The 16,698-nt window shown below is 50.5% G+C and carries 16 protein-coding genes, 2 tRNA genes and 1 pseudogene; 5 read left to right on the plus strand and 14 right to left on the minus strand.

The window, feature by feature from the left end; translation table 11 throughout:
- Nucleotides 1–255 precede the first annotated feature (255 nt).
- Nucleotides 256–1,293, minus strand: a complete 1,038-nt coding sequence (selD, locus tag HA050_RS20395; protein ID WP_166830188.1) for a selenide, water dikinase SelD — start codon at nucleotides 1,291–1,293, stop codon at nucleotides 256–258.
- A 152-nt stretch (nucleotides 1,294–1,445) separates the two neighbouring features.
- On the opposite strand from selD, the gene mnmH reads away from it, so the two are divergent.
- Nucleotides 1,446–2,489 (plus strand): tRNA 2-selenouridine(34) synthase MnmH, encoded by a 1,044-nt coding sequence (gene mnmH, locus HA050_RS20400; RefSeq protein ID WP_166830189.1) that lies wholly within the window; start codon nucleotides 1,446–1,448, stop codon nucleotides 2,487–2,489.
- Nucleotides 2,490–2,543: 54 nt separating this feature from the next.
- Here mnmH and HA050_RS20405 read toward each other — a convergent pair whose 3' ends face one another.
- The 3 genes from HA050_RS20405 to HA050_RS20415 all read right to left on the minus strand — a co-directional run bounded on the left by HA050_RS20405 (nucleotide 2,544) and on the right by HA050_RS20415 (nucleotide 5,690).
- Entirely contained in the window at nucleotides 2,544–4,181 is a 1,638-nt protein-coding gene (locus tag HA050_RS20405) for a methyl-accepting chemotaxis protein (RefSeq protein WP_205836528.1), read from the minus strand.
- 197 nt (nucleotides 4,182–4,378) lie between these two features.
- Entirely contained in the window at nucleotides 4,379–4,873 is a 495-nt protein-coding gene (locus HA050_RS20410) for a GNAT family N-acetyltransferase (RefSeq protein ID WP_166830191.1), read from the minus strand.
- 49 nt (nucleotides 4,874–4,922) lie between these two features.
- Entirely contained in the window at nucleotides 4,923–5,690 is a 768-nt protein-coding gene (locus HA050_RS20415; RefSeq protein ID WP_166830192.1) for an SDR family NAD(P)-dependent oxidoreductase, read from the minus strand.
- Between the two features lie 203 nt (nucleotides 5,691–5,893).
- Between HA050_RS20415 and ampC the strand changes: the two genes are divergently transcribed.
- Nucleotides 5,894–7,069 (plus strand): class C beta-lactamase, encoded by a 1,176-nt coding sequence (ampC, locus tag HA050_RS20420; protein WP_166830207.1) that lies wholly within the window; start codon nucleotides 5,894–5,896, stop codon nucleotides 7,067–7,069.
- Nucleotides 7,070–7,121: 52 nt separating this feature from the next.
- Here ampC and HA050_RS20425 read toward each other — a convergent pair whose 3' ends face one another.
- The 7 genes and pseudogenes from HA050_RS20425 to HA050_RS20455 form a co-directional block, all read right to left on the minus strand.
- Complete coding sequence (locus tag HA050_RS20425) at nucleotides 7,122–7,508, minus strand: hypothetical protein (RefSeq protein WP_166830193.1); 387 nt, start codon at nucleotides 7,506–7,508, stop codon at nucleotides 7,122–7,124.
- A gap of 239 nt (nucleotides 7,509–7,747) precedes the next feature.
- The gene (locus HA050_RS20430; protein ID WP_205836530.1) at nucleotides 7,748–8,512 is read right to left on the minus strand and encodes a carboxymuconolactone decarboxylase family protein; all 765 of its coding nucleotides are present in this window, start codon (nucleotides 8,510–8,512) and stop codon (nucleotides 7,748–7,750) included.
- Between the two features lie 106 nt (nucleotides 8,513–8,618).
- Nucleotides 8,619–9,116 (minus strand): MerR family transcriptional regulator, encoded by a 498-nt coding sequence (locus tag HA050_RS20435; RefSeq protein ID WP_205836531.1) that lies wholly within the window; start codon nucleotides 9,114–9,116, stop codon nucleotides 8,619–8,621.
- Nucleotides 9,076–9,510 (minus strand): annotated as a pseudogene (locus tag HA050_RS20440) (GNAT family N-acetyltransferase); the annotation flags it as partial. The gene HA050_RS20435 and the pseudogene HA050_RS20440, both read right to left, overlap by 41 nt.
- 175 nt (nucleotides 9,511–9,685) lie before the next feature.
- Nucleotides 9,686–10,597 (minus strand): polysaccharide deacetylase family protein, encoded by a 912-nt coding sequence (locus HA050_RS20445; protein ID WP_166830196.1) that lies wholly within the window; start codon nucleotides 10,595–10,597, stop codon nucleotides 9,686–9,688.
- A 13-nt stretch (nucleotides 10,598–10,610) separates the two neighbouring features.
- Entirely contained in the window at nucleotides 10,611–11,165 is a 555-nt protein-coding gene (locus tag HA050_RS20450; RefSeq protein WP_166830197.1) for an SRPBCC family protein, read from the minus strand.
- Nucleotides 11,162–11,479, minus strand: a complete 318-nt coding sequence (locus HA050_RS20455; protein ID WP_166830198.1) for a PilZ domain-containing protein — start codon at nucleotides 11,477–11,479, stop codon at nucleotides 11,162–11,164. Before HA050_RS20455 ends, HA050_RS20450 begins: the two co-directional genes overlap by 4 nt.
- A 107-nt stretch (nucleotides 11,480–11,586) precedes the next feature.
- On the opposite strand from HA050_RS20455, the gene HA050_RS20460 reads away from it, so the two are divergent.
- Nucleotides 11,587–11,805 carry a hypothetical protein gene (locus HA050_RS20460; RefSeq protein WP_115226212.1) on the plus strand — a complete coding sequence of 73 codons (219 nt, stop codon included), beginning with the start codon at nucleotides 11,587–11,589 and terminating at the stop codon, nucleotides 11,803–11,805.
- Between the two features lie 130 nt (nucleotides 11,806–11,935).
- On the opposite strand, the gene gspE is transcribed toward HA050_RS20460, so the two are convergent.
- The 3 genes from gspE to HA050_RS20475 are packed head-to-tail and all read right to left on the minus strand — an operon-like array spanning nucleotide 11,936 to nucleotide 16,297.
- Nucleotides 11,936–13,393, minus strand: coding sequence for a type II secretion system ATPase GspE (gene gspE, locus HA050_RS20465; protein WP_166830199.1), 1,458 nt, complete (start codon nucleotides 13,391–13,393; stop codon nucleotides 11,936–11,938).
- Nucleotides 13,390–15,435, minus strand: coding sequence for a type II secretion system secretin GspD (gene gspD, locus HA050_RS20470; RefSeq protein WP_166830200.1), 2,046 nt, complete (start codon nucleotides 15,433–15,435; stop codon nucleotides 13,390–13,392). The genes gspE and gspD overlap by 4 nt, the downstream gene beginning before the upstream one ends.
- 13 nt (nucleotides 15,436–15,448) lie before the next feature.
- Nucleotides 15,449–16,297 (minus strand): type II secretion system protein N, encoded by an 849-nt coding sequence (locus HA050_RS20475; protein ID WP_240929201.1) that lies wholly within the window; start codon nucleotides 16,295–16,297, stop codon nucleotides 15,449–15,451.
- Between the two features lie 161 nt (nucleotides 16,298–16,458).
- Here HA050_RS20475 and HA050_RS20480 point away from each other — a divergent pair.
- Both HA050_RS20480 and HA050_RS20485 read left to right on the plus strand, forming a co-directional pair.
- Nucleotides 16,459–16,534 (plus strand) — tRNA-Val (locus tag HA050_RS20480).
- 44 nt (nucleotides 16,535–16,578) lie between these two features.
- Nucleotides 16,579–16,655: transfer RNA gene (locus tag HA050_RS20485), tRNA-Asp, on the plus strand.
- Nucleotides 16,656–16,698 lie beyond the last annotated feature (43 nt).

The raw sequence follows: 16,698 nt of genomic DNA on the forward strand, positions 1-16,698 counted from the left end.
CGAGACCACAAAGAACATAAGTAGCTGCGCAACTTCTTTTATCTATTCCATGCCACACTTCTGCCTTTGTAAAAGGGTGGAGCGTGCATATCGACTTATGCAGATACTTATGCACAAAGGAAACGGTAGATATAAATGGTTTTCTTTGTGAAACTCCGTGCCCACGTTTTACTCTGTTGTTCAAGGTTGAACACAGGATCAGAGCTGGCAGAATAATCTTACTCATCAGCTAAAGGATGCCTGTAGCCCCGAAAACTAAGCCACCAGTACCCTCGGCTCACCTTCGGCAAGCTGCCCGATCACCGCAGCCTGTGCAAAGCCTTGTGCCTTAAATAGCGCCATCACTTCATCCACGGTTTCAGCAGAGCAGGCCACAAGCAGGCCGCCGGAGGTTTGGGCATCGGCCATGATGCGCTGCTGCCAATCCGGCACTTGCCCGGCAAAATCCACATGCTGCCCAAAGCTGGCTAAATTACGCTCGATCGCACCGGGGCCTATGCCTTGCCGGGCAAAACCCACAGCGGCAGAGAGCAGTGGCAAATCATTGGCCACCACACTGGCCGTCAGTTTAGCGCCACGGCAGACTTCTAAAAGATGGCCAAGCAGGCCAAAGCCCGTTACATCGGTCAGCGCGTGTACGCCTGCCAATTTAGCCAAATCACTGCCAACTTTATTAAGCTGGGTGGTGGTATCAATCAGCTGCTGATAGCCAGCCTCATCCAGCAGGCCTTTTTTCATGGCCGTGCCCAAAATACCGATACCCAGCGGCTTGCCTAAGATCAGCACATCGCCCGCTTTGGCATCGCTATTTTTTTTAAGCTGCTTAGGATGCACCAAACCCATCGCCACGAGGCCGTAAACAGGCTCGGGTGCGTCGATAGAATGCCCGCCAGCAATCGGAATACCCGCATCGCTACAGACCGCCGCACCACCAGCCAGAATCTGCTGGATATCTTCAATCGGCAATATATTCACCGGCATGCCGACAATCGCCAAAGCCATAATCGGCGTGCCGCCCATGGCGTAAATATCAGAAATCGCATTGGTGGCGGCGATACGGCCAAAATCAAAAGCATCATCCACAATCGGCATAAAAAAGTCAGTGGTGGCCACCAGCGCCTGCTCGTCGTTCAGCCAGTATACGGCGGCATCATCCGAGGTTTCAGTGCCCACTAAAAGCTTGGGGAACATGGCGGCAGAGGGTAATTTGGCCAGCATTTCTGATAAAACGGCCGGGGCGATTTTGCAGCCGCAGCCACCACCATGCGATAAAGACGTTAACTTTGTGCTCATTACATACTCCTGAACAAATATTTATGGCCTACCTTATCAGCCTGCCCTTACTTTGACGAGCGCGGGATAAATAGCAGTAAGCGCGGATTTATCCACGGCGCTGGCACGGGCGTGGGACAATTCAACTACTCGCGAGCCTAAAGTGAAATAACGTGAAAAATTTATTGGTAAGCCTGGCTGACCTGCCCGCCTTTGAAGAAATAATCGATGTACGCACCCCGCTTGAATTTGCGGATGATCATATCCCCGGAGCAATCAACGCTCCTGTGCTTAGCAATGAAGAGCGCGTGATTGTTGGCACACTTTATAAACAAGACCCCTTTGCCGCCACAAAACTGGGCGCGGGCCTTGTAGCCAAAAACATTGGCGCTCACCTTGCAAGCACATTTAAAGACAAACCACAAAACTGGAGACCGCTTATTTACTGCTGGCGTGGCGGCAAGCGCTCCGGATCGATGGCCACCTGGCTTAACCTTATTGGCTGGAAAGCCTGGCAATTAGAGGGTGGCTATAAAGCTTATCGCGGCCAGGTATTGCAGCTTTTAGAAACACTGCCTGCAGCCTCACGTTTCATTGTGCTGGCGGGGCACACCGGCTGCGGTAAAACCCGTTTGCTGCATGCGCTGGCCCAAAACGGCGCACAAACGCTGGATCTGGAAGGCCTCGCCAGGCACCGCGGATCTGTCCTTGGCAGCTTTCCTGCAACCAGCCAGCCCTCGCAAAAAAGCTTCGACAGCCAGCTGACCCGCCAGCTTGCCCGGTTTGACCCTGCCCGGCCGGTATTTGTAGAAGCCGAAAGTAAGCGCGTAGGCCAAATCCAGCTGCCCGCCAGCCTGATGCTGGCCATTCGTGCCGCCGATTGCATCCTGGTGCAAGCCCGCTTTGAAGACCGGATCCGTTTTTTATGCGATGACTACGCCAGCCTGTTTGATTACCCGGCCAACTTTAAAACCAGACTGTCCCGGCTGGTTGAAACACATGGCAAAGTGGTGCTGGCACACTGGAACGGGCTGATCGATGAGGGCAAAAAAGCAGAGCTGTTCGCTGAGCTGATCAGCAAACACTACGACCCGGCCTACAAACGCAGCAGCCAGAGCAATTACCTCAGACTAAGTGATGCCAGGCCGCTACTGATTGATCCATCGGGTGATTTAAATGCGTGTGCAAGGCAATTGATTGTGGATTTCGCGGCATAAAACGAAAGGGGAAGCCTGCGGCCTCCCCTCTTTGCATCCAAAAATACTCAATATCTAAAGCTTAAACCGCTGTACCGACTGATGCAGATGAGTCGATAAATTTTGTAAACCTTGTGCGGAACGGGCGCTGAGCTGAGTTTCCTGTGCTTCAGCCTCTGCTCTTTGGGCAATCTGCTCCACCGCTTTGGCGATTTCTGTGGTAGCCATGCTCTGCTCACGAATTGCACTACTGATACTGTCTACCACGCTGCGCACCTGCTCCGCCCCAAGTCGTATTTCTTCAATCGCGGTGCCTGCTTCATTGGCCAGCTGCACACTGGCATTCGCCTGCTGCACGCCAGTTTCCATTTGCACAATGGCTTCGCGGGTGCCAGTTTGAATCTGCCCGACCATGGCGGCAATCTCAACGGTTGACTGGCTGGTGCGCTCGGCCAGCTTACGTACTTCATCGGCCACCACAGCAAAACCACGCCCCTGCTCGCCCGCCCTTGCCGCCTCAATGGCCGCATTCAGCGCCAGCAGGTTTGTCTGATCGGCGATATCTTTAATCGTGCCCACAATCGAGGTGATCTTGTCAGACTGGCGGCCTAATTCTTCGATACTGACTGCCGAGCCTTTCACCAGCTCAGCAATTTTATGCACCTCGGATGTTGCCCGATGAATCACCACCGCCCCGCGCCCGGACATCTCTCTGGCGTTTTCGGCTAAGCCACGGGCATCACTGGTATTGGCAGTAACATGATCAATCGACACCGACATTTCTTCTACCGCCGCAGCAATCGAGGATGCTGATCCGCTTTGCTCATTCGAGCGCCGTGCCACTTCGGCTGCACTCTGGCTCAGGCCGCTGGCTGCCGCGCTCATTTGCCCGGCACCGCTGATTACCTCAGCAATCATGGTGCGTAAGGTTTGCTGCATATCCCGCAAACTGGCCATCAGGCTGTCTTTATCCCCCGCTTTACAGGCCACAAGCTGATCTAAATGGCCATTGGCCACACTTCTGGCCAGCGCCACCGCAGCATGCGGCTCGCCGCCAAGCAGCTTAAATAATGAGCGCCCCAGCATCAGTAAGGCCGTCGCAACAAAGCCCATCAACACCAAACCCAGTGGCAAAATCACCCACAAGGCGCTGTGAAACTTAGCCTCCACATCATCGATATACACGCCGGTGCCTATCACCCAGCCCCAGGGGCTGAAACCCTGCACATAGGAAATTTTATCCACCGGCCGGGTACTGCCTGGCTTACTCCACTGATAGCTGACAAAACCCTCACCAGTACTTTTAACCACCTGCACCATTTCCAAAAACAGTGCTTTGCCATTCGGATCTTTCAGCTGCGATAAATCCTTGCCCTCCAGCTCTGGCTTCATGGGGTGCATCAGCATTTTGGGGCTAAGATCATTCACCCAAAAATACTCTTTTTTATCGTAACGAATCGCTCTTAAAGCCTGCAAAGCAGCGCCCTGAGCTGTGGGCTGGTCCATTTTTCCATCGCGGCTCTGCTGCTCAAAATGCGCCACAATAGTTTGTGCTGCCTCGGCTAAATTTCTCACTTTATCTTTACGGCTGCTCAGCATTTCATCTTTAAAATGAGACAACAACAGACCGCCCAACAAGATAAAAGCCAGCAAAGTAATCCCTGCCACCCACACCAGTCTGGTGCGTAAAGTCATGCCAGCTTGCCCCATCATTGCATCCTCCCGTGTTTATTATTAATTACTTATTCACTGGATTATGCCGATGTAAGGATTTAAAGAGTCAGCCTTTCTGTAATTTGTTGTAAATCTACGACTACGTGCAAGCCCGTATACCAAGAGGTAGCATTACTGATCAGCCATCGTCATCGAGAGTCTAAGCAGGATTGGAAACAAGTAAAAATGAATGACAATTACAAAGATTCAAATTTATATACAGTGCAATCACACCCATCAATTTCTTGTTGGCGCTGAGTAAACTCACCTCCACTTAAATGAGGAATTGCTTTTTTCCAAAATCGAGCAGCCCCATCATTTTGATTAATATAAAATATTTGCCAGCGCCCCATAAATTGGCGAAGAATTTCTTTAATTACCGCCACTCCTAATCCCTGCCCTCGATAGCCTCGAGCAATAAATAAATAGCCTAAGTTATATGTGCAATCAGCATCGCAATCTTCATTGTCAATACACGCAAAGCCAGCAATATTCCCATCCACAATAATACTAAATGCCTTTGTTGCGGGATGAGCAAAATATGCCTCCTTGGGGCGCAAGGTATATAAACCTGAATCGCTGAAGTGTAATGGCAGCCACTCACTAAAATCGTATACGTAAAACTGCATCATATTTTCAATACGAGCAAAATCATCGGGTACAGAGGCCCGAAAAAGAGAGAATTGAATCATTTAATTGCTCTTTTTACTGAATATAAGAGGACTTTTCTTGCATTAAACCTCAAGCCTGTAAGCCCCCATCCACCACAAGGCTGTGCCCCACAACATAAGATGCTGCAGCGGAGCTGAGCCAGAGAATGGCATTGGCAATTTCATCCGCCTGGGCAAGCCTGCCAATAGGAATCGCCTGGGCCAGCTGCGCCTGATGCTCGAGTAACTGATCCTCTGTCAGATGTGCGGTTCTGCGCGTGCGGCGTGGTGTTTCAGTTGCCCCCGGGCAAACAGCATTAATCCTGATGCCCCGCCCTATATACTCCTTAGCTGTGGAGCGGGTCAGCCCGATCACCGCGTGCTTGGCGGCGCTATACACCGCAGCAGCCGGCGCGCCAGATAAACCATTCACCGATGACACATTCACAATCGTGCCGCCACCTGATTGCAGCATCGCTTCAATCTGATATTTCATGCAATGAAACACACCTAAGACATCGGTCGATACCGTACTGTTCGCCATCGCAAAGCTCATTTCATGCGTGGCGGCAGGCATAAAATCGCATGCGGCGCTATTAACCGCCGCATTTAGCGGACCAAAATGCTCCACAGTAAAACGCAGCAGAGCTTCAACCGATAATGGATCACTCACATCACAGCCATAAAACACAGCCTCCCCCATGGCACGAAGCGCTGCCTCTGCCGCCGCCCCCTGCTCTCTATTACGTGCCGCCACCACCACCTTAGCGCCATTCGCAACAAACGCCTTTGCGGCCGCCAAACCAATTCCCGTGGTTCCGCCCGTAATAAGTACAACTTTACCGTAAAGACTTTGCATGGAATCACATCATGACATTGAGATCATCAGATTATATAAGCAATAGCCAGGTTACACAGGTTACAGATGAGTATATTTACCAGATTGCTCAGCCCTTATTACTATATGCAGCTTATTCAAGAACAGAAAAAACAGCTGACTAATAAATATCGCCATACAGCCCCTTAATATGCAATGATCATCACACCCGAAGGTAATAAATGATGCGCAATAAAACAATACATTTCATAAAAACAATGGCACTGCTGGGATGTATTAGCCCATTAAGCCACGCAGCAGAAAACACAGATCAGGCCTATATTCAAAAAATAGTCAGCACAGCAATCGCCCCCATACAAAAAGAATTCAATATCCCCGGAATAGCGGTTGCAGTGAGTATTGATGGCAAGAATTACTTTTATAATTATGGCGTAGCATCAAAAGAGGGAAAACAAGCAGTTAGCAAGGATACATTGTTTGAAATTGGCTCGATTAGTAAAACCTTTACCGCCACACTGGCCTCATACGCCCAAATCAATGGCCAGCTTTCTTTTAGTGATAGCGTCAGCCAGCATTTACCCAATTTACGCGGCAGTGCCTTTGATAAGGTCAGCCTGCTTAATCTGGCCACGCACACCGCTGGCGGCTTGCCACTGCAAGTGCCTGACGAGATTACAAATAATGATCAGTTAATGGCCTATTACAAAAACTGGCAGCCTGAATATGCTGCAGGCACATATCGCGTTTATTCCAACCCCAGCATTGGCCTGCTCGGCGTAATTACCGCTAAAAGCATGAATACTTCTTTTGAAGATGCGATTGAAAAGAAGTTATTCCCTGAGTTGGGAATGACAAATAGCTATATCAATGTGTCCGCAGCACAAATGAAAAATTACGCCCAGGGCTATAATAAAAAAGACGCACCAGTCCGGGTTAACCCAGGTGTTTTAGCATCCGAAGCCTATGGCATAAAATCCAGCCCGGCAGATATGATTCAATTTGTGAATGCCAATATGCAAATTGGCAAAATAAACCATAAAGTGCAACAAGCGCTGATCAATACTCACAGCGGCTATTTTAAATCCGGAGCACTAACCCAAGACTTAATCTGGGAGCAATACGCTTATCCGGAAAAATTAAGTACTCTATTAGAGGGTAATAAAGATGCTATGGCCTATCAGGCTAATGCGGCCAATAAAATCAGCCCGCCTTTAGCCCCGCAAACTAATGCATGGATCAATAAAACCGGCTCCACCAATGGCTTTGCTGCCTATGCGGCATTTATTCCCGCCAGGAAAATAGGCATTGTGATTCTGGCTAATAAAAACTACCCAATTTCATCACGGGTGACGGCGGCTTATCAAATACTCGGACAATTGGATCAAAAACCAAATCAATAAACACCGTGCCAATTGCTGTCAGCGATACAGGCAGGATATTTTTCAAAAATGATCATCCTGTATTTGCTGACAGCCAGGCCAATACCGCCACAGCCAAAAGTGCAATCCACCCAGGATGGCGCCCTTTTGTACCAACAAATACAAGAAGGGCGCCCCCAAAATTAGCCGCCATCACAGCGCTTAAGATAAGTGATCCGGAAGCCGGGTATCCCAAGGCAAGGCTGAGCAAAATGCCTGAAAAAGCCCATCCAAATACGGATGCCAAATGCCATGTGGCCCAGAGAATTCTGATATGCCGCTCGCGCAGCGGTGCCGCCCCCTCTGAAGGAACAAATCCGCCTTGCCGAACATGGCGAAAAATCAGCATCTCGCCCATCAAAGAATGAATCACGCCAGTAGCCGCAGCAACAACAGCAGCAAGCAAAAGAGTGGTTTGCATATCATCCTTATTAAGCGTCTGAGATTAATCGCCGATGAAGCCAATCGGCATCCACCGCGCCAGGCATCAACACATGCAAGCATGCATGAAAAAAAAGGAATCCTGGAACACAAAACCAAAACGAGCCCTGACAAATAGCTTACCCACTCTGAATTAGCATTTCATTGCATCATATATCGCTGAGACATATTCGCAACAAATGGCAAAATCTGAATAAAGCACAACGCTAATCCAGCCACCTATGCCTGCCAGGCTTTTGCAATGCCAAAGCTATCTTCAAACATTTCATAACTTTGAATCTCGCCATCCAGCACCACAAAACGCATCATAAATGTGCCCTGATACGCATGGCCATTCTTGTATTGCCATGCAAAATGCCCGCGGGCAAGCGCTTCGTTTTCACCGTCGTACCAGCGATCAATCACAAATTGTGTGGCTTGCCCGGCTGCAGTGATCTGCTTCAGGCATTGCTCAACTTCGGCGCGTCCCTCCCAATGCCCGGCCCAAGGCACAATTTGGCGGTCCCCCGGAATATGCCAGGTTATGGCCTCACTTAAATAATCTAAAGGCGGCTGGCCAGCAATCAAGCTTGTGACAAACGCTTTGGCAACGGCCAGAGGAGCCAGAGGACTGCTTGGTGCGTGGTATTGGGCAAAGATTTCTTTTGCTGCAAACACGGCATTGAGCGCAGCAGGAAAGCCCGCATAAACCGCAGTCTGGATCAGCACTTCGATAATTTCTTCGCGGCTTAAGCCCACATTTAAGGCGGCTTCTAAATGCACTTTTAGCTGCGGCGCTGCATTGCCCATGGCAGATAACATGGCAACGGTGGCCAGCTCTCTTTGCGCTAAAGTCAGGCCGGGGCGGGAGTAAATTTCGCCAAAGCCAAATTCAATAATATAGCGGCCCAGATCGGGTGCGATATCACGCAGGCTGTTTATCACCCGCTCCCCCGCCTGATCATCCACTTCTTTAAGTTTTTTCCAGCCTGATAACTGATGCATGCCATTCTCCCTGAGTGAAGAGCGCATCCACAAACAATCGCTTCGAGGCTGTCCATGCAATGCAAAAGAAATGCACATGGGCGATGCTGCTGCGAAGAAACCGTTTTTAGTGCGGCTCTGAAGAGAGTGACGCTTCCATTTGCTGATAAGTGGCGATTTTGCTGTGCAATAGCGAGAGGTTTTCCTGCAAGCTGGCAATTTGCAAAGCCAGCGCTGCAGCGTGCGCTTCCAGCATTTCACGCCGCGGCTGCACACTGGCCAGCGTTTGCCCTTCCCGCCGCAAGCTGGCATAGCGTTGCATATCAGCGATGCCCATGCCGGTAGCACGTAAACGCAGCAAAAAATCGATCCAGCGTAAGTCTTCTTCCCGATAACGGCGCTGGCCATTTAAAGCCCGCGGCACCACATCGATCAGGCCAATTTTCTCGTAATAACGCAGCGTATCCACCGATAAACCACTGCGTATTGCAACTTCAGAAATGGATAAGGTCACCATGGCCATCAGCATAAAAGCTGGAGTGCACTCCAGCGCAAGGGAAAAGTGAGCATGGGGCTTAGTGCCATCAACGATCAAATATTGATAAGACAGTAAAACAAGCCGCATCCTGCGTGCTATCAATCGCCAGCAGCCCCCAAACTAAAGAGTCTCGGTAATGCCCTCTGATCAATTTATGCTCGCGCAGGTGTCCTTCAAGTCTAAAACCTGCGCGTTTCAGCAGCGCAATAGAAGCCAAGTTTTCTGGTCGGCAAGATGCAGAAACACGGCGTAAGCCAAGATCTCTCCACAAAAACGTCAGTAAGCGCTGCAGCGCCTCACTGACATAGCCCTGCCCCCAAAAATCGGGATAAAAAGAGTACCCAACCTCAGCCGCATAGCCTTCGGCATCCAGCAAAGCTAGGCAGCCTCCAATCAAACAACCATCATTGAAGACAACCGCTAAATTAAAGCTAAGACGCGGAGTAAGGCCCGGCTCAGCCACACAGTTATCCACAAATAGACGTGTTTGCTCAAAGCTATTAGGGCCTCACTCCTGATGAACAACGACCCGCTCATCCTCTGCATAGGCATGCACAGCATCGAGATCCGTACTTTGAAAATCACGTAAAGCAAGCCGGGGGGCTTGAAGCAAGATGGAAGTCATCATTGAAATACCCGCACCTTTAGGCGTTTTTCTACACAGGAAACCGTGGCCCCTGCAGTGCCAGCGTGCCGCTGCGCCCTTCCAGCTCGCCCATTTCTACGCTGTGATAAGGCAGGCTGGCGGTATCCAGAGCGTTAAACAGCTCGAGGGTAGAGACCAGCTTATAGCCTTGATCCAGCCAGCCTTGCAGCAGGCGCTCAAAAGTTGGCAGTAATTTCATGCCTTCCAGCTCGGCGTGCAGGGTGTAGACGTGGCCGAATTCTGGCTCGGCGGTGGTGAGTTTGAGCAGATGTTCGTGCACATTATCTGGCGTTAAATCACCCACGCCGATCAATTCATCCAGCGTTGGCAAGGTAGTGGGCAGCTGCACGCAGCGCACCGGCTCGCCTTTTACAACAGGCCAGAATGGATGGGTGCCGCGCGTATCTGATGCGTAAGTTAAAGCCATGCGCTGCTGGTGACGGTAGGCTTCCGGATTCATTTGCCAGCCTGCCGCGCCGTGGGTTTTGGCAGGTGTGCCAAAGACTTCGGCAAAGCGCACAGCGGCTAAATCAATTTGTTCCCTCGTCCAAGCGGCGGATTCACCTGCTACATAGTCTTGCCATTTGATGTGATCCCAGGTGTGAATGCCGACTTCAAAACCACCTGCTGCCACACTGCGCAGAATATCAGCGCAGCGGCGGCCAATATCCGGGCCGGGTAAGAGCGTGCCGTAGAGCAGGGTTTGAATACCGTAGTGCTCTACCACCGAGGTGCGTGATACTTTTTTCATAAAGCCGGGGCGGAACACGCGTTTAATGGCGCGGCCGGTGTGATCTGGCCCCAGGCTGAATAAGAAGGTGGCATCTGCGCCCAGGCGCTGGAGTAATTCTACAAGGCGGGGCACGCCTTCACGCGTGCCGCGGTAGGTATCGACATCAATTTTTAAAGCGAGAAGTTTCATTCAGATGGTTTTTTTAATGAGTTTGTGGGACAGAGGCGGCTGCTTGCTGGTCATGCCTTTTAAGCATTTCTTGCTGCATCGCGGTGAACTGCTGGCGAACCTGATCACGCATGGTATCCAGAGCAAAGCCAGCAAGCAGGCTGGATTGCGGCTGCCATTCTGCGTGATAGCTTATCATGGTCTGCCCTGGGGCTGGTTTCAGTAGTGCGACACTTTTATAGGTTTCACTGCCGCCCACCGATGTCGCGCGAATTTCACTGAGGGGTTTTAAATCGATATCCCGCACCGATTCGTAATGATAACTAAACAAGCTTAAAGGCACGCTCAAAACCTGGGATACGCGCAGGCGATTGCCCGACTGGCCAACAATATGGCTGCTGATTAATTGCGGCAAAAACTGTGGCATATGTTCAAAATCAACCATCACTTGCCATGCCTGCTCTTTGCTGACCGGCACCGTGAATTCGGCATCAATTTTGACTAATTCTGCGTCTTTACGCGCATCTACCCTGACCTCACCGGCCGCTGCAATCGAGCTGAGCAAAAGTGCTAAAAACGCAAATTTCATCGAATCACCTTTAATATGAACAAGCCCAGCTCATACATCGCCCCCTGCTCTATCTGGTGGCAGCGCACCACTTTGACCCTTACTGCTAATGGCTCTTTGGGCCCTGCTCCCTCAAGAGGAGGCATCACAAACAAATCAAATTTTTCATCCGGCCTTGGCACATAATTGGTTACCACTGTTAAGCCTGTAACGCTTAAATCTGTGCAGACGCCATAATAAGCAGACCCATAATCAAGTGGTCGGATTTTAACTTTACACTCAACGGGCACACGTAATGCATCCCGTTTATTGTGATCACTCATACCGGCTTTCATGCAGAAAATCCTGTTGGATGGCGATCGAAAAAGAAAGAATATCAGCTAAACTAATTTCATGCCGTATTCACAATCTTAGTTCGAGAATGCCCCAAGGAGGAGTGATCATGTCGGATATTTCTGCAATTAAATCCTACGTTGTAAATCTGAACCAAGCGCTAAAACAGACCTCACAGCAAACCACTCAGCAATTGGAACAAATTGCCAACAGAGTCTCTAAAAAATCTGAAGCGGCTACGGATGTAGGTCTGGCCAGCATTCAGCGCTCTAATGCAATGAATGAAGTCCTTAGTGAATATCGCAATAAAATTGATACTTTTGCTTAGCTAAAAAGTGAGCCGGCTGCAGGGGATACGCCGACTGGATTGCCTCACGTCCTTGCAAAATACAGTGTGACTGATAAATACCCGCCATGATTAAAAGGCGCGCCGCAAGACATGGCGCGCCTTTTAAGACTTATACATCCCGAGTTACACGCAGTACTTCTTCCAGTGTGGTTTCTCCATCCAGTACCCGGCGCACGCCGTACTGACGCAGGCTGAGCATGCCCTGGCTGCTGGCGTAATGCTTCATGGCCTGCTCGGTAGCGCGCTCGTGCATCATGCTGCGGATCGTTTCATCGATCACCAGCAATTCATACAAACCACTACGGCCACGATAGCCACTTTGTTTGCATTCAGCGCAACCTGCGGCGCGATAAACAGGTTTGTCGCTGCCCAATTGCTCAGTGGTTAAAGCATCCGGCACTTGCAGCTGACGGCAAGCCGGGCAAAGGCGGCGTGCTAAACGCTGGGCCAGTACGCCTAATAAAGACGATGCCAGCAAGAAGGGCTCGATGCCCATATCCACCAAACGCGTTACCGCACTGGCCGCATCGTTGGTATGCAGGGTCGCCAGCACCAGGTGACCGGTTAAAGAGGCTTGCACGGCAATTTGCGCGGTTTCCAGGTCACGAATTTCACCGATCATCACCACATCCGGATCCTGGCGCAAAATAGCGCGCAGGGCGCGGGCAAAAGTCATATCAATACGCGTACTGACCTGGGTTTGCCCTACGCCATCCAGATCGTACTCAATCGGGTCTTCTACCGTCATGATATTACTGGAGCTGGCATCCATACCGCTCATCGCGGCATAGAGCGTGGTGGTTTTACCCGAACCGGTTGGTCCCGTCACCAGGATAATGCCGTGTGGCTGGGCGAGCAGGCTTTCTAATGTGGCCAGCGTATCGGCAGCCATCCCCAGCTTGGCCAGATTCAAACGCCCGGCTGATTTATCCAGCAGCCGCAATACCACGCGCTCGCCATGACCAGTAGGCAGGGTTGAAACCCGCACATCAACAGGGCGGCCCGCAATCCTGAGCGTAATCCGCCCATCTTGCGGCAGGCGTTTTTCGGCAATATCGAGGCCCGCCATCACCTTAATCCGCGACACCAGCGCCGCGTGTAAGGCGCGTTTAGGCTCGATTACATCGGCTAAGCGGCCATCAATCCGAAAACGCACCACAGAGCGCGTCTCAAAGGGCTCGATATGCACATCAGAGGCGTTTTCCCGCAGCGCTTCGGTGAGCAGCGCGTTAATCAGACGAATAATCGGCGCATCGTCTTCGGTTTCGAGCAGGTCTTCGATTTCGGGTAATTCTTGGGCGAGGCGCGACAGATCGAGGTTTTCTTCCAGATCATCCACTACCATCGCCGCCCCACTGCCCTGGCCAAATAATTGGGACAGGTGCGCTTCAAACTCTGCCGCATCCACCACCGAAATATTAAGCGGCCTGGCGGCTACCCGGCGTAATTCGTTGAGCGCAGAAAAATCACCGCCTTTGCGAAACAATACCGTAACCGAATCGGCCTCATGATGAGCATCCACCACGCCGCGATCACGGGCAAAATGATAGGGTACTAAACGGCTCATGGTTTAACAGCCGGTTCGGTTGGAGCCAGTGGCGTGGCTTTGCGGGCATCGATCACTTCGGGCAAGCTCACCACAGGCAAATCAGGTAGAAGCAAGCTACTTGGACGATCGAATTGACTTTGCTCTCCGCGCAAATACTGATAACGCTCTGAAGACAAGCTTCTTGTGGCCTCGCTATCCCTGAGCACTACAGGCCGCAAAAACACCATTAGATTAACTTTTTCTGACTGACGACTTTCGTAACGAAATAAAGCGCCCAAGTATGGAATATCCCCCAGCAATGGCACTTGGCTATGCTTATAAGTCACATTATCTTTGATCAAACCGCCCAGAATAATAATTTGGCCGTCATCGACTAAAACTTTAGAATCAATTGAGCGTGAGTTAGTAGCGAGACCCGCTCCGCCAGTAGCAACACTGGTATCGATCCCCGAAACCTCCTGATATACCGTCAGTGTTATGCTGCCCCCCTCAGAAACTTGAGGACGAACTCGCAACTTCACACCGACATCTTTACGTTCAACTGATACAAAAGGATTAGCATTTGCACCTGATGAAGCTTGTGAGCCTGTAATAATCGGAATATTTTGCCCAACCATAATCTTGGCTTCTTCATTGTCCAAGGTCATTAAATTGGGCATGGAAAGTACGTTTCCATTACCACTATTTTGCAAAGCACTAGCCAATACACCCAATGTTGGCACACGCCCATTAACCGGATTGCCATTTAAAATACCTAAACTTAAACCGCCAGGAATAACAGACGGATCTTTCGTAGCAATTCCCTTAAGCAAGGTACCCAACCCATTCAATGATGAAGCCCCAACAGCAGATACATTCTCATTTCCCCCTGCCAGCAACCATTGAATACCGAACTCACCCGTCTTAGAAACATTCACCTCTGCAATCATTGCTTCGATGTAAACCTGAGCACGACGAACATCCAGCTTATCAATCACTGTGCGCAGATTGTTGTAGATATTATCCGGCGCAGTAATCACCAGTGAATTAGTCATATTGTCGGCCTGAATCATCACATTCACGCCGCCAATCTGAACATTTGCCGCTGCCGATGTTGGCGCGGCAGGTGCGCTGGCTGGCATTCCGCCCGACGGGCTGGCTGTCATGCTGCTGCTGGATGGTGTCGTTGAGGAAGAGCCAGAATCCTGCCCTGTCATAATCCCCTTTAAGGTATTGGCCAGCTTGGCCGCCTCAGCATTTTTTAAATACACCACATGGATATTGCCACCTGCTGCGCCCTGGCTATCCATGGTTGCCGCCAGCTTTTTAATTTGCTGGGCATGCAGGATGTTTTCGCTGCGTACCAATAAGCTATTGCTGCGTAAATCCGGCACCACCACGCTGCGTTTTACACCTTCTGCCAACGGCACACCTTGATTCACACCCTGCACCATAATTTCTGGCATCAGGCGGCCAAGGTTTTGCGCCACATCGATGGCCGATGCATATTTAAGCGCAACCGAAAAAACATCGGAGCTGCCTGGCTGATCAATACGCTCAATAATTTCGTTCAGACGGCGAATATTATCGGCGTAATCGGTAATCACCAGCGTATTGCCGCCAGGATAAGCCGCAATCGTATTATTCGGGCTGATCAAAGGGCGCAGAATCGGCACCATTTGCACAGCAGATTCGTATTTCAGCGGGTAAACCTGCGTCACCATACGGTCACCGGCCAGCTTCATGCTGCGGTTACCCGTGTTGCTGTAATGCTGCTTGGCATCGGCCTCTGGCAATACTTTCACCACACCGCTTGATTCAACGGCGGTAAAACCTTGCTGGCGCAGCGCCGATAATAAAATCGGAAACACCATTTCTTTGCTTACCGCCTGGCTGGACACGATATTGAGCGTGCCTTTCACCCTTGGATCGATAACAAAGTTTTTACCTGAAATTAAACCAATCGCTTTAATGGTTGATTCAATATCAGCATTAACAAAATTAAGCGTGACCTTATCGTCGGCAGCAAGAGCTAACTGGGAGGTTAAAAGGCAGGCTAGTAAGAAGGGGCGCAGAATCATGGGATTTAACAACTCAAGGCTGAATAAGATATTGCAAATTGACCGAGCTGCCGTTGCGAAGCACAACGAGCAACACTTGGGGCTGCTGACTAAATACGGTGTAAATCAGAGAAATATCGGCGACCTGGGCCAGATTCTGGCCATTAATCGTTTTAATCACATCGCCATTTTGCAATTGCAAAAGCCTGGAGAAAGGCTGAGCAGCGATATTATCAATCTGGATGCCTCCTTCGCGATAGGTGGAAAGCCCCTTCGCCCAATCGGCTACATTAGCGCCTTGCATCGCGCCAGCCAGCTGGCCACGGGAAAGAGAAGTCTGTGTTGCAGTTGCAGCAACAGGCGTACTTGGAGCCGCTGTAATACCAGAGCCAGAAACAACAGGGACAATTGGATTATGCCCTTCCAGCATCAGCGTCTGGCGGCGGCCATTTTCATCCAGCACCACATGATCGCTGGCAATTTCCAGCAGCTTTATATTGCCCTGCAGGGTTTGACCTACCTGCGCCGCTACCGCACTGGCCTCCAGCCCGGTAAAAATAGCCGCGCCATATCCTTTTTGGCCTGCAATGACCGCTAATAGCTTAGCCTGAATCGTTGGTGCAGCAGCCACCTGCCCACCCTCGCTGCCAAACCAATCTTGAGCCGCAGAAAAATCCTGCGCTTTTTGAGCAGAAATTTCAGCAGGTAAAATCAAACGCAAAGCACTGGGACCAGGCTCAAAAACACGCCAAAACAAGCCTGCTAAAAGCCACAACAAGATGCAAAGTAAGGCTGGCTGTACTTTTGCTATAAGAGTAGTGATATGAGACACACGGAAAGCTTTCACGAAGGCAAGGTACTTTGCACAAATGGGAATCAACATTTATACCGCAAACCCCAGTAACTGACTACCGCATAGATATTTCATTCAAAAAGTGTTGACACGATTTTTTCGGCGTGATCTAATGCGCACCTCTTTCGAGACAGGGCAAGCAGCTCAGTAAGCAGAGCCGCTGTCTGGTTGTAAAGATTTGTTGTTTTAGCGGGTGATTAGCTCAGTTGGTAGAGCGTCTGCCTTACACGCAGAATGTCGGCGGTTCGACCCCGTCATCACCCACCACTAACATAGCAAGTTGCTTGAAAAGAAAATAATGATGCCGCTGCGGAGTGGTAGTTCAGTTGGTTAGAATACCGGCCTGTCACGCCGGGGGTCGCGGGTTCGAGTCCCGTCCGCTCCGCCAAGTATTATTATTGTTGTTCAGTGGGTGATTAGCTCAGTTGGTA

Source organism: Iodobacter violaceini (genome assembly GCF_011601265.1).
In the GTDB taxonomy this organism is placed as follows: domain Bacteria; phylum Pseudomonadota; class Gammaproteobacteria; order Burkholderiales; family Chitinibacteraceae; genus Iodobacter; species Iodobacter violaceini.